The organism is Leifsonia sp. NPDC058248, from assembly GCF_042881905.1.
Lineage (GTDB): Bacteria > Actinomycetota > Actinomycetes > Actinomycetales > Microbacteriaceae > Leifsonia.
Window position 1 is genome coordinate 74,630 of record NZ_JBHVXB010000010.1, and the last position, 12,953, is coordinate 87,582.

12 protein-coding genes are annotated in these 12,953 nt (G+C 70.8%); 9 read left to right on the top strand and 3 right to left on the bottom strand.

Features of this window, described 5'->3' with window-relative positions:
- Positions 1 to 22 precede the first annotated feature (22 nt).
- Positions 23 to 1,174 carry an epoxide hydrolase family protein gene (locus tag ACFVV5_RS16135; RefSeq protein WP_387246117.1) on the bottom strand — a complete coding sequence of 384 codons (1,152 nt, stop codon included), beginning with the start codon at positions 1,172 to 1,174 and terminating at the stop codon, positions 23 to 25.
- 70 nt (positions 1,175 to 1,244) lie between these two features.
- Between ACFVV5_RS16135 and ACFVV5_RS16140 the strand changes: the two genes are divergently transcribed.
- Complete coding sequence (locus ACFVV5_RS16140; protein WP_387246119.1) at positions 1,245 to 2,195, top strand: helix-turn-helix transcriptional regulator; 951 nt, start codon at positions 1,245 to 1,247, stop codon at positions 2,193 to 2,195.
- 118 nt (positions 2,196 to 2,313) lie between these two features.
- Here the strand turns inward: ACFVV5_RS16140 and ACFVV5_RS16145 are convergent, their stop codons facing one another.
- Entirely contained in the window at positions 2,314 to 3,582 is a 1,269-nt protein-coding gene (locus ACFVV5_RS16145) for an MFS transporter (protein WP_387246121.1), read from the bottom strand.
- A gap of 81 nt (positions 3,583 to 3,663) precedes the next feature.
- On the opposite strand from ACFVV5_RS16145, the gene ACFVV5_RS16150 reads away from it, so the two are divergent.
- Together ACFVV5_RS16150 and ACFVV5_RS16155 are read left to right on the top strand one after the other, a co-directional pair.
- The gene (locus ACFVV5_RS16150; RefSeq protein WP_387246123.1) at positions 3,664 to 4,728 is read left to right on the top strand and encodes a LacI family DNA-binding transcriptional regulator; all 1,065 of its coding nucleotides are present in this window, start codon (positions 3,664 to 3,666) and stop codon (positions 4,726 to 4,728) included.
- A gap of 235 nt (positions 4,729 to 4,963) precedes the next feature.
- Positions 4,964 to 6,184, top strand: a complete 1,221-nt coding sequence (locus ACFVV5_RS16155; RefSeq protein WP_387246128.1) for an amidohydrolase — start codon at positions 4,964 to 4,966, stop codon at positions 6,182 to 6,184.
- A 170-nt stretch (positions 6,185 to 6,354) separates the two neighbouring features.
- Here ACFVV5_RS16155 and ACFVV5_RS16160 read toward each other — a convergent pair whose 3' ends face one another.
- Positions 6,355 to 7,689 carry an MATE family efflux transporter gene (locus tag ACFVV5_RS16160; RefSeq protein ID WP_387246130.1) on the bottom strand — a complete coding sequence of 445 codons (1,335 nt, stop codon included), beginning with the start codon at positions 7,687 to 7,689 and terminating at the stop codon, positions 6,355 to 6,357.
- 141 nt (positions 7,690 to 7,830) lie between these two features.
- Between ACFVV5_RS16160 and ACFVV5_RS16165 the strand changes: the two genes are divergently transcribed.
- The 6 genes from ACFVV5_RS16165 (at position 7,831) to ACFVV5_RS16190 (ending at position 12,928) form a co-directional block, all read left to right on the top strand.
- Positions 7,831 to 8,613 carry an MBL fold metallo-hydrolase gene (locus ACFVV5_RS16165; protein ID WP_387246132.1) on the top strand — a complete coding sequence of 261 codons (783 nt, stop codon included), beginning with the start codon at positions 7,831 to 7,833 and terminating at the stop codon, positions 8,611 to 8,613.
- An 80-nt stretch (positions 8,614 to 8,693) separates the two neighbouring features.
- On the top strand, positions 8,694 to 9,617 hold the full coding sequence (locus tag ACFVV5_RS16170) for an ATP-binding cassette domain-containing protein (protein WP_387246134.1): 924 nt from the start codon (positions 8,694 to 8,696) through the stop codon (positions 9,615 to 9,617).
- Positions 9,614 to 11,326 (top strand): ABC transporter permease, encoded by a 1,713-nt coding sequence (locus ACFVV5_RS16175; protein WP_387246136.1) that lies wholly within the window; start codon positions 9,614 to 9,616, stop codon positions 11,324 to 11,326. The genes ACFVV5_RS16170 and ACFVV5_RS16175 overlap by 4 nt, the downstream gene beginning before the upstream one ends.
- A gap of 29 nt (positions 11,327 to 11,355) precedes the next feature.
- Positions 11,356 to 11,832 carry a GbsR/MarR family transcriptional regulator gene (locus ACFVV5_RS16180; protein WP_387246137.1) on the top strand — a complete coding sequence of 159 codons (477 nt, stop codon included), beginning with the start codon at positions 11,356 to 11,358 and terminating at the stop codon, positions 11,830 to 11,832.
- Positions 11,833 to 11,988: 156 nt separating this feature from the next.
- On the top strand, positions 11,989 to 12,453 hold the full coding sequence (locus ACFVV5_RS16185; RefSeq protein ID WP_387246139.1) for a hypothetical protein: 465 nt from the start codon (positions 11,989 to 11,991) through the stop codon (positions 12,451 to 12,453).
- A gap of 55 nt (positions 12,454 to 12,508) precedes the next feature.
- Positions 12,509 to 12,928: a hypothetical protein gene (locus tag ACFVV5_RS16190; RefSeq protein WP_387246141.1), complete on the top strand. Its 420-nt coding sequence runs from the start codon at positions 12,509 to 12,511 to the stop codon at positions 12,926 to 12,928.
- The last annotated feature ends 25 nt before the right edge of the window (positions 12,929 to 12,953 follow it).

Below are 12,953 nucleotides of genomic sequence, written 5' to 3' on the forward strand. Positions count from 1 at the left end.
GCGACCGTTGCAGCGGCCGGTGTCAGCGGCGGGTCACGGTCGCGAAGAACGCCCGGATGTCCGCCGCCAGCACCTCAGGGCGCTCCAGGGCGGCGTAGTGCCCGCCGGTCTCGAACTCCGACCAGTGCACGATGTTGTCGTTGTCCCGCTCGGCGAAGGCGCGCACCGACTTGAAGTCGTCGGAGAACACCGCGACGCCGACCGGCGAGTGGTTGACTGCGGGCTCGGCGCCCGCGTGCGCCTCCTCGTAGTGGTAGCGGCCCATCGCCGCCGACGTGTTCGTGAACCATTCGAGCGAGGCCTCGGTGAGGATCTGCTCGGTGGTCACGAGGCTCGTGCCGTTGCCGAACGACTGGAACAGCTCGTTCCAGGCCAGCTGGCCGACCGGGGAGTCGGAGACGCCGACCGCGACCGTCTGCGGCCGGCTGGCGTTGATGGCGTTGTAGCCGCCCACCGACTGGAACCACTTCATGTGCTCGAGCGCGACGTAGTCCTTGGGCTCCAGCTTCTCGAACTCGGCGGGGTCGCCCGACGGGAACGAGAACAGCTGCAGCACGTGCGAGCCGAGGAAGCCCTCCGGGGCGAGCAGCCCGAGCTCGCGCCCGACCATCGCCCCTCCATCGCTGCCGTGCACGCCGTAGCTGTCGTAGCCGAGGGTGCGCATGAGGATGTCGAAGGTGCGGGCGACGCGGGCCATCGTCCAGCCGCGGTCGCTGACCGGGGTGCTGAAGCCGAAGCCGGGCAGGGAGGGCACGACCACGGTGAACGCGTCCTCCGCCCGGCCACCATGGGCGACCGGGTCGACGAGCGGGCCGATCAGGTCGAGGAAGTCGACGAAGCTTCCCGGGTAGGTGTGAACCAGCAGCAGCGGTGTCGCGTTCGCTTCGGCCGAGGGGACGTGCAGAAAGTGGACGGTCTGCCCGTCGATCTCGGTGAGGTACTGCGGGAAGGCGTTGATCCGCTCCTCCTGGGCGCGCCAGTCGAAGTCGTTCGCCCACGTCTCGGCGACCTCGTGCAGGTAGGAGTTGGGGACTCCGTACTGCCAGTCGTCTTCGTTCGGAACCGGGCGGGGCAGCCGGGTGCGGGCGAGGCGCTGGCGGAGGTCGGCGAGGTCGTCGTCGGAGACGGCGACACGGAAAGGGGCGATGGTGCTGGAGCTCGTCTGCGTTGTCATGGCTTCACTGTAGAAAGCTAATAGGAAGGTTCGGTTCCTATACGAAGAAGGTTGTGCGAGGCTTTTCGGCATGAGCGATACGGCCGCGCGACTCCTCCGCATCCTGGGGCGGCTGCAGGTGCGACCGGCCTGGACGGCGACCGAGCTCGCCGAGCGACTCGGGGTCAGCACCCGCACCGTGCGGACCGACATCGAGCGGCTCCGCTCCCTCGACTACCCGGTGGATGCGGTACGCGGCCCGGCGGGCCGCTACCGGCTGGGCGCCGGCGCGAAACTGCCCCCGCTCCTTCTCGACGACGAGGAGGCGGTGGCCGTGACCATCGGCCTGCGGGCGGCGACGGGCGTCAGCGGCATCGAGGAGAGCAGCGCCCGCGCCCTGGCGAAGCTCGAACAGGTGTTGCCGAACCATCTGCGGGCCAAGGTCACGGCGATGCACGAGACGGTCTCGAAAGCACCCGAGAACACCGGCAGCAATGTGGCCGACCCCGAGGTCGGCGCCGACCTGCTCGCCGCCATCGCCACGGCCATCCACGACCGTCACTGGCTGCGGTTCGATGAGCGGGGCGAACCGCGCGTCGTGGAGCCCTACCGCCTCGTGAACTGGCAGCGCCGCTGGTACCTCGTTGCCCGGCACGCCGAGACCGGCGACTGGAACGCGCATCGGGTCGACTGGATGAGCCTCCGGATGCCCACCCGCCGGCCGTTCGCACCTCGGCCGCTCGCCGGTGAGGACTACTCGAGCTTCGTCCTCCGCACGGTCGCCTTCGCCGGCTGGACCGTGCACACCAGGATCACCGTGCTCGCACCGGCCGCGGAGGTGCTGTCGCGCATCAACGCGACCGTCGGCGTCGTCGAGCCGGTCGACGACGACACCTGCGTGCTCGTCACCGGCGGAGACAGCGTCGAGGTGATCGCGGTCTACATCGGGATGCTCGGCATCGACTTCCGGGTCGAGGAGCCGGCCGAGCTCGTGGAGCACCTGCGCGTGCTCGGTGCGCGCTACGCCCGGTCGGTGGCTTGAGCCGCCGCTGCGCCGGCGAACGCATGCCCGCGGCGCCTCGTTTGCCAGTAGGTGCTGCTATCCCGGGAGTGTTGGCAGCATCAAGTGGCAAACGACGGCGCCGCAGCGGCCGCCGGCCTCAGGCCGCGGGCTCGGGGGAGTGCTCGGGCGTCGCGGCGCGGGCGCGCCTCGACTCGCGCACGGAGGGCGCGGCCAGGAACGAGGCGACCAGCAGGACCAGGATGAGGTACAGCGCGTTGAGCAGGCCGAACTCCTTGCCCAGGAACCCGATGACCGGCGGTCCGACCAGGAACGCGCAGTACCCGATGATGGCGACGGCGCTGACCCGGGCGGCCGGGTTGGCGGTCCCGTCGGCTGCTGCGGACATCCCGAGCGGGAAGCCGAGCGAGACTCCGAAGCCCCACAGCACGGTCCCGATCACGACCAGCCACAGCGGGCCGCCGAGGATGAAGAGGAGGAGGCCGGCGGCGCCGAGCCCGGCGGTGATCCGGATCGCGCTGACGCGTCCGATGCGGTCGACCAGCGGTCCGCCGAGCACGCGGCCGATCGTCATCGCGGCCACGAAGAAGCCGAACACGATGGCGCCGGTCGAGTTGGACTGGCCGTGACCGTCGACGACGGCCAGGGAGATCCAGTCGTTGGCGGAGCCTTCGCCGAACGCCATGCCCAGCATCACGACGCCGATCGCGATGAGGCGCCAGTCGGCCCACACGGCCAGGCTGTCCCGCATCCGCTCGCCGAACGGCACCTTCGGCTTCGCTTCGACCTCGTCGCCCAGGTCGGCTTCGCGAGGGATGTACCGCACAGCGATGATCGCGACCACGGCGATGAGGATCGCGATCGCGATGAGGTTCCAGGAGACGTCGATGTTCAGGGCGGCGCACGCAGCGCCGATTCCCGCGCCGATCACGGTTCCGAGGCTGAAGCACGCGTGCATGAGGGGCATCAGCGTCTTGCCGATCTCGCGCTCGACCGCGGTTCCCTCGACGTTCATCATCACGTCGCACATCCCGTTGCCGAAACCGACCATCACGAGCCCGATGGCGACGACGGGCACCGAATGCGCGACGGACGTGCCGACACCCAGCAGCACCAGTCCGACCGAGACGATCAGGAGGGCGGCGACCATGCCTTTGTGCGGTCCGAAGCGCACCAGCACGAGTGAGGAGATCGAGAGTCCGACGATCGCGCCGATCGACATGCCGAGGATGAGCAGGCCGATCGCCGAGGGGTCCTTGCCGAAGCCGAGACCGTCGCGCACGCCGGGGATGCGGGCCACCCAGGTGGCGATCGTCATGCCGCTCAGAATGAAGATCACGAATACGGCATTGCGCCAGGCCGTCAGTTCTCGGCGGCTGCGCGTGGGGGGCGGGGTCGTCTGTGACATCGTCGGTCCTGCTGCTCGGTCGTGCTCGGAAATTCGGGGTCGAATCGTTTCGATCGAAACGATTCGACTAAGCTACCACACGTGAACGACACAAGCACGGCATCCGTCGCCCGGCCCACTCTCGCGGCGGTCGCCCGACTGGCCGGCGTCTCCAACTCGACGGCGTCGCTGGCTTTCAGCGGCACCGGTCCGGTCTCCGACGCCACCCGCGACCGCGTGCTCGCCGCGGCCAAAGAGCTCAACTACGCCGGACCCGACCCGCGCGCCCGCTCGCTGAGGCGCGGTCGCTCGGGCATCGTCGGCGTGGTGATGGAGGAGCGCGTGGGCGACGCGTTCCGCGATCCCATCAAGATCGCGCTGCTCGACGGCATCTCCGACTCGATCGCGGCGATCGACGCCGGGCTCCTCATCCTCACCGACGCGGGCGAGACCGCCCAGCGCATCGAAGACGCCCCGATGGATGCCGTGGTGCTCATCGGCTGCAGCCCCCGCCTCGACGAGTCGGTCGCCATGCTGCGGCAGCGCGGCATCCCGCTGGTCGCCATCGAAGGCAACCCGGCCGGTGAGGTGCTCACCATCGGACAGGACAACCGCGAGGCCACCCGAGTCGCCGCACAGCACCTCTACGACCTCGGGCACCGCGACGTGGCACTCGTCGCCCTGCCGCTCGACCGCAACCGGACGCGCGGTCCGCTGACCGACGAGCTCATCGCATCCGGCAGCTCGAACACCACCATCGAGCGTCTCGCCGGCGCCCGCGACGTGTTCCCGGATGCCCGGGGCTACGTCACCCGCGGCTCGTTCGTCGAGGAGGGCCGCCTCGCCGGCCACGCGCTGCTCGACGACCCGTCGACCCGGCCCACAGCCGTCATCGCGCAGAGCGACCTGATCGCCGCCGGGGTGATCCGGGCGGCCGAGGAGATCGGTCTCGTCGTGCCGGACGACGTCAGCGTCGTCGGGTTCGACGGCGCCAGGGTCGACGGGCTCTGGCCGTACGACCTCACCACGCTCGTGCAGCCGGCGGTCGACAAGGGACGCGCCGCCGGTGCCGCCATCGTCGACATGCTCGAGGGCTCGGTCGCGCATCCGGCCACCTTCACGAGCGTCTTCCACCTCGGCAACACCACCGCCGCGCCGCGCGCCTGACCCGGGGGGCGCCTGACCGGGCGGCTGGTCCGCCCCCGGTGTCGACAGCGCTGTCGGTCTCCCTGTCCGCAATTCCGGAGATGTGGGCGCTGTGCACCGACGATCTCCGGAGTTGCTCGCGCCACACCGGCGTGCCGCACCGATTCTCCGGAGTTGCGCGCATCCGTCCCGTCGTGCCGCGCCGAGCATCCGGACCTGCCGCAGCCACCCCGGACGGTTCCCTAGGCTGGAGCGCATGACCGACCTCGAAGCCCTGTACCGCGACCTGCACAGTCACCCCGAGCTCTCCTTCGCCGAACACCGCACGGCCGGCCTCGTCGCCGAGCATCTGCGCGCGCTCGGCCTCGACGTCACCACCGGCATCGGCCGCACGGGAGCCGTCGGCGTCCTGACCAACGGTGAAGGCCCGACCGTGCTGCTGCGGGCCGACATGGATGCGCTCCCCGTCAAGGAGGACACCGGCCTCGCCTGGGCATCCACCCAGACCGCCACCGACCACACGGGAGCGACCGTCCCCGTCATGCACGCCTGCGGGCACGACATCCACATCACCTGCCTGATCGGAGCGGTCGAGGCGATGGCCGCCTCCCGCGACGAGTGGACGGGCACGTTGATCGCGCTGTTCCAGCCTGCCGAGGAGCACGGCGGAGGCGCCAGGGTGATGGTCGACGACGGCCTGTACGAGAAGATTCCAACACCGGATGTGGTGCTCGGCCAGCACGTGACCTCGCTGCCCGCCGGCATGCTCGGAGCCCACTCCGGAGCGGCGATGGCAGCCGTCGACACGATGGAGGTGACCCTCCACGGTCGCGGCGGTCACGGCTCCCGCCCCGAGACCACCATCGACCCGGTCGTGATGGCCGCGGCGACTGTCATGCGGCTGCAGACCGTCGTCTCGCGCGAGATCGCCCCGAAGGACACCGCCGTCGTCACCGTCGGCTCACTGCACGCGGGCAGTGCGAGCAACATCATCGCCGCGGATGCCACGCTCGGCATCAGCGTCCGCAGCTTCAGTGAAGAGGTGCGGGGCAGGGTGCTGGGCGCCGTCGACCGGATCATCACGGCCGAGGCCACCGCATCCGGAGCGCCGGTTGCGCCGACCGTGGAGTTCGACGTGCAGTACCCCGTGACCGTCAACGAGCCGGCCGCCACCGCGCGGACGACCGCCGCGTTCGCCGCCGAGTTCGGTGAGGACCGTCTCTTCGACCCGGGCGCGCTCTCGGGCAGCGAAGACGTCGGGATCCTCGCGACGGCTGCCGGCGTCCCGCTGGTGTACTGGATCCTCGGCGGGGCCGACCCCGCGGTGGTAGCGGCGGCTCAGGCTGCGGGTTCCGTGGACACGGACATCCCCTCGAACCACTCTCCGCACTTCGCGCCGCTCGCGCAGCCGACGATCGATACCGGCGTGCGGGCGCTCGTCGTCGCTGCTCGGGAGTGGCTCGGATCGCGCGGCTAGCAACTCCGGAGGATCAGCGGGACACGCCGAGGAAAGTGCCGTTGCGACGGAGGATCCGCGGCCGCGGAGGCGGATCCTCCGGAGTTAGCGACAGCGCGGCAGGCCTAGGGCGACAGCACGGCAGGGCAGGGGCGACAGGCGACAGGGCCAGAGGCGGCAGCGCGGCGGCGTCAGGCGGTGACGCCCGCGCGCATCCAGCGGGTGGTGCGGGCGCGCAGGCCGAGGGTGAGCGCGCGGGCGCCGAGGTAGCCGAAGGCGAATGCGGCGGTGAGCCAGGCGAGGCCGGAGGCGTCGTGGCCGCCCCACGCTCCGACGGCGAGGGCCATCGGGATGAAGACCGCCACGTTCGCCAGGCCGGTGAGGGCCAGATAGCGCGCGTCGCCGGCTCCGATGAGCACGCCGTCGAGAACGAAGACGTAGCCGCCGAGCGGTGCGCCGACGCCGATGATGGCGAGTGGGACGGGCAGCAGCGCAGCCACCGACGGATCGTTCGTGAACAGGCCGGCCGCGATCGGGCTGAGCGCGACGACGACCAGGCCGAACACGATGCCGGCGCCCACACCCCACTGCAGGCAGCGACGCAGCACGGCCCGGACGGTCTCGAGGTCTCCGGAGCCGAGGTTCATGCCGATCAGCGCCTGGGCTGCGATGGCCAGGGCGTCGAGGGCGAAGGCGACCGTCGCGAAGACCGTCAGCGTCACCTGGAAGGCGGCCAGCTCATCCGGACCCAGCTGCGTGGCCGTGAAGACGGCCAGCAGCATCGCGGCGCGCAGGCTCGCGGTGCGAACGAAGAGCCAGCCGCCGGAGCGCGCCGTGTGGGTGAGGCCGGTGTGGTGCGGCAGCAGCGGCGCGCCGACCCGGCGGGCGTGACGCGCGACGATCACCAGGTAGACGACGACCATCGCCCACTGGGCCGCGACCGTCCCGATGGCCGAGCCGGCGATGCCGAGGCCGGCGACGTAGATGAAGAGGAAGTTGAGCAGGATGTTCACCGCGAAGCCGCCCACCGCCACGGCGAGCGGGGTGCGGGTGTCCTGGAGTCCGCGGAGCAGGCCGGTCGCGGCGAACACGAGCAGCATCGCGGGCAGTCCGAGCATCGACAGCTCGAGGTAGGTGGTCGCTGCCGCTGAGATGGCGGCGGATGCTCCGAACAGGTTCACGAGCGCGGGCGAAGCGAACCAGCCGCCGACCGCCAGCAGGATCCCGAGACCGAGCGCGAGCCAGCATCCGTCGACGCCGGCCGCCACGGCGCCGCGCTCGTCGCCGGCTCCCAGCCGCCGGGCGACAGCGGGCGTGGTGCTGTAGGCGAGGAACACCATGAGCCCGACGATGGTCTGCAGGATGGCGCTCGCGATCCCCAGCCCGGCCAGCGGCGTCACGCCGAGGTGCCCGACCATGGCCGAGTCGGCGAGCAGGAAGATCGGTTCGGCGACGAGGGCACCCAGGGCCGGGACGGCGAGGCGCAGGATGTCCCGGTCGACCGGGCGGCGGAGGAGGTGGTTCACGACGGGGCAACGCTATCGCGCGCCGGCGACAGGCGCGCGGCGACGGCCGCACTGTGGCGACGGCCGCTCTGTGGCGACGGCCGCTCTGCGGCGACGGCCGCACAGGGGTCACGGGCGAGCATCCGCTAGTAGCATCGGCCCATGAGGGTGACCACTCTGGGCGGCGCGACCCACTACCCGCGTCCCGGCAACGCCTGCTCCGGCTACCTGGTTCAGAGCGGCGACACGACGATCTGGGTGGACGCCGGCCCCGGGACCCTCGCCGAACTGCAACGCCACCTGCAACTCGAAGACGTGAGCGCCATCTGGATCTCGCACACGCACGCCGACCACACGTCCGACCTGCTCACCGCCTACTACGCGTACCGCTTCGGCGACGTCGAGCCGCGACCGCCGATCCCGCTGTTCGCCCCGTCGACGCTGCGCGAGCGGATGGTGTCGTTCCTCGGCGGAGGCGCTGAGGCGGGCCTCGACCTGGTGTTTGGGTTCGCCGACCTCGCGGCGGCTCCGGGCGGAGGGGAGGCGACGATCGGCGACCTGTCGCTCTCGTGGCGCAAGGTCGACCACGACGTCCCGGGCTTCGCCCTCCGCGTCGACGGCCCGGACGGCTCCTTCGTCTACTCCGGCGACACCGCGCCCTGCGCCGCCCTCGACGAGCTGGCGACCGGATGCGACGCCCTGTTGTGCGAGGCCGGTACCGGCGCACAGGAGCCGGGTGAGCATCCGGTGCATCACACCCCGGAGGAGGCCGGCGCGACGGCCGCCCGTTCCGGGGCCGAACGCCTGATCGTCACGCACATCGCGCTCGGTCTCTCGGGGGAGGAGGCCGCGGTGCGCGCCCAGACCCGCTTCGACGGCCCCGTCGAGGTCGCGCGTCCGGGATCCGTCTTCGTCGTGGAGCGCACGGCGCCCGTCACCGGCTGACGCGAGCGCCACGCGACACGCGCGCACAGATTCCGTTAGGAACTTTCACAAATTTGTGAAAAGAGCGTAGAGTCTCGCTCATGAACACAGTGATTGAGGCCCGCGGCCTCGAGAAGCGATTCGGTCATGTGCGGGCTCTCGACGGGCTCGACCTCTCGGTCAGCGCCGGAGAAGTGCACGGCTTCCTCGGCCCGAACGGCGCGGGCAAGTCCACGACCATCCGGATTCTGCTCGGTCTCGCCAAGTCCAGTGGCGGCAGCGCCACCCTCTTCGGCCGCGACCCGTGGAAGGACGCCGTCGACCTGCACCGGCGCCTCGCCTACGTCCCCGGCGACGTGAGCCTGTGGCCCAACCTCTCCGGCGGCGAGGCCATCGACCTGCTCGCGCGCCTGCGCGGCGGCACCGCCGACAAGGCCGTCTACACCGAGCGCAAGAAGCGCCTCGTCGAGGTCTTCCAGCTCGACCCGAGCAAGAAGGGGCGCGCCTACTCCAAGGGCAACCGGCAGAAGGTCGCCCTCGTCGCGGCGTTCGCCACGCCCGCCGACGTCTACATCCTGGACGAACCGACCAGCGGCCTCGACCCCCTGATGGAGGCGACCTTCAACGCGGAGATCGAGCGGGTCTCCGCCGAGGGGGCGACCGTTCTGCTCTCCAGCCACATCCTCTCGGAGGTGGAGCAGCTCTGTGACCGCGTCAGCATCATCCGGGCCGGCAAGACCGTCGAATCGGGCACTCTCGACGACCTGCGCCACCTGACGCGCACCGAGGTCTCCTTCCTCGCCGACGGCATCGGCCAGGAGCAGCTGGCGCGCATCCCGCAGGCCCACGACGTGGGCACCGACAACGGGCGCGTGCACTTCACGGTCGACAGCGACAAGCTCTCGGGAGTGCTGTCCGCGCTCGCCGAGCTCGACCCCAAGGGCATCACCGTCGCGCCGCCCTCGCTCGAGGAGCTGTTCCTGCGTCACTACGGCGACGACCTCGCGGAGGCGAACGCACGATGAGCACGACCACGACCACCCCGATCTCCGCGGAGCCTGCGCACCGCGACCGCACCAGCGCCTCACCGGCCCCGCGCGGGGCCATGCACACGCTCGGGATCCTGCTGCGGCAGCGTCTGCGCCGCGACCGCTGGCAGCTCGTGATCTGGCTGCTGTCCATCGCCCTGCTCGCGCTGTTCTCGGCCGAGAGCATCCAGACCACCTACGGGAATGCGGCGGGTCGCGTCGAGCTTCTCAAGCTCGCCATCGCGAACCCCGCGATCCTCATGCTGCGCGGCCTCCCGCAGGGCACGGGGCTGGGAGCGGTGACGTTCTTCGAGATCTTCACCTTCCTCGCTCTGCTCGCCGGCCTGATGAGCACCTTCCTGGCCGTGCGGCACTCCCGCGCGGAGGAGGAGAGCGGGCGCGCCGAGCTGGTCGCGTCGACCCCTGCCGCGCGCATCCTGCCCACGGTCGCCACCCTCATCCACGGCGTGCTGGCCAACGCGGCGCTCGCGGTCCTGGTCGGCCTGGGCTTCATCGCGGCGGGGCTTCCCGCCTACGGCTCGTTCGTCGCCGGTGCGGCGGTCGGCGGCGCCGGCATCGCCTTCCTGGCGGTCGGCCTGCTGCTCGCCCAGCTGATGATGACGCCGCGCGGCGCCAACGGCTTCGCGTCCGCGGTCGTCGTGCTCGCCTACGTGCTGCGCGGGATCGGGGACGCCACCGGCACGATCACCGGCGACGGCACGCACATGAGGAGCGCGTGGCCGTCCTGGCTCAGCCCGATCGGCTGGGGCGAGCAGTCCGGCGCATACACGACGAACGACTGGACTCCGCTGCTGCTCGACCTCGGTCTCGCCGTCGTTTTGATGGCGGTCGTCTTCTGGCTCCAGTCCGTGCGCGACAGCGGTGCCGGCTTCGTCCCGGAGCGGGCAGGGCGGGCGGATGCCCGGAGCACCCTGTCCGGACCGCTCGGCCTCGCGTGGCGGCTGCAGTGGCCGACCATCCTCGGCTGGACCGTCGGCGGCCTCTTCACGGGTCTGCTCGCCGGCGCCCTCGGCAGCGTGGTGAGCTCGTCCGTCGCCAACGATCCGGCTCTCGCGAACATCCGGAAGGCCCTCGGCACCATCGGCTCGGGCGGCTCCGGACCGCTCACCCAGATCTTCATCTCCGCGATCTTCTCGATCGTCGGCGTGCTCGCTGCGGCGTGCGCGACCCAGGTGATCATCCGGTTGCGGCAGGAGGAGGCGGGCGGCTCGGCCGAGATCATGATGTCCACGCCGCTCTCGCGGGTGCGCTGGCTGCTCGAGTTCCTGCTCGACGGCGTGATCGCGGTCGTGCTGGTGCTGCTGGCGGCCGGTCTGGCATCCGGGCTCTCGGCGGTCTCGGCCGGCGAAGGCGCGTCGATCATCAACGACTCGTTCGCGGCCGCCGCGGCCCAGCTGCCGGTGGCGTTCGTCTACCTGGGCATGCTGGCGCTGGTGTTCGTCGTGCTGCCGACCTGGACGATCCCGGTCGCGTGGGCGGCGCTCGGACTCGGCGCGTTCATCGGTATCTTCGGCGGCCTCGTCGGCATGCCGCAGTGGGTCAAGGACCTGTCGCCGTTCTCGCATGCGCCCGTCGTGGTGGGAACCGTCGACTGGACGGGCGGGTTCTGGATGTTCGGGATCGCGATCGTCGCAACCGCCGCGGCTGCGGTGCTGGTCAAGCGGAGGGACTTCGCCATCGGCTGACTCCGATGGGGAAATGAAAGGATATGGGAATGACGAGGGATGAGCAGGCGCTGAGTGATGTCGTCGAGCGCGCCGCCGCCATCCTGACCGCGGCCGGGTTCCCCAAGATGCCGGCCCGAGTTCTCATGGCCCTCACCGTCACCGAGAGCGGCGGCCTCACCGCCGTCGAGCTGAGCGATCAGCTCGGCGCCAGTGCGGCCGCCATCTCCGGTGCGGTGCGCTACCTGCAGACCGTCGGCATCATCCGCCGCGTCGCCCAGACCGGCAGCCGCCGCGACCGCTACGAACTCCCCGAGGACGCCTGGTACGCCGCCCTCACCAGCAAGAACGCGGTCTTCGGCGTGCTCGCCGCCCAGGCAGACGCAGGTGCGGCAGCCATCGCAGACCCCGCGTCGACCGCCCGGGCTCGCCTCACCGAGATGGCCGAGTTCTACCGCTTCATCGAAGGCCGGATGCCGCTGCTTCTCGAGGAATGGGAGCAGGTGCGCGGCCAGGAGTCGGCGTAGCGCGTCGCCGCTGCGGCGCGGCGGGCGGCCCGTTTGCCAGTAGCTGCGGCCATCCCGGGCGTGTTGGGGACAACTACTGGCAAACGGCGGCCCCGCCGTCGGGGCTGGCGAGCATCCGGCACCTTCTGGCAGGCTGAGGGCCGACGGAGGGGGCATATGCGCATCGTGAAGTATTCGCACAAGGTGCTGATCGTGATCGGCGTGGTACTCCTCGTCAGCTCGGCCGGAACCATCGCGCTCGCTGCCGGGATGAACGAGTCGCTGACCTTCGGCATCGTCTCCCTCGCCGAGACGGCGGCGATCTGGGGCATCACGCGATTCTTCCGCGGTGAAAGCGAGGCACTCCGTCCGCCACGGCCGTGGTGGCGCATGACCGAGCTGCCCTTCCTCAGCGGCACGTGGGCTCTGTACTTCGCGATCGCGACCGCAGCGTCGATCGCGAGCGCCGTCACCGGGGGCGCCTCTTCTGCCTTCCCGGCCGTCGGCCAGCTCGCGCTCACCGCGATCATGACGGTCTCCTGCGTTCGCCTCTCGCTGGCCCTCCGCCGTGCGAAACGGCGCGGTGGGTCGAGTCGTCCGCCGTCGTCGGCGGGCCTCCCGCCACTGCCCACAAGCATCTGACATGCTGGACGCAGCGTCCTGAAACCAGTGGGCGCGCTGCACAAGGGGCTCGTCCATGCGTTTCGTCTCAGTCGGTCAGAAGGCGGTCGTCGTCGCGATCCTGCTCGCCGTCGACCTGTTCCTCACCCTCGTCCTCTACGCCTTCGCGTCCGAGCCCGGGTCGATCGCCCTGTCGTTGCTCCAGCTCGTCGGCTGGTACCTGGCCTCGCGGGTGTTCCGCGGCGCCGGCGAACCGGTCGCGCCCGCCCGGCCGTGGTGGCGGATGACCGCCCGTCCCGCCCTCAGCGGCGTGATCGGGCTCGTCTACGCCCTTCTCGCCACGGTGAACCTCGTGCTGTCGTTCGCCGGCTTCGGCAGCGCATCCGGGGTCGTGTCGATTCTGGTCGAAGGCGTGCTCGCCTACCTGTTCCTGACCTCCTACCGGAGGCTGACGGCGGCAGGGCGCACACCCCGGACCGTGCCTGCGCGGGGCTGACATTCCGCGTCAAAGCCGGACACCG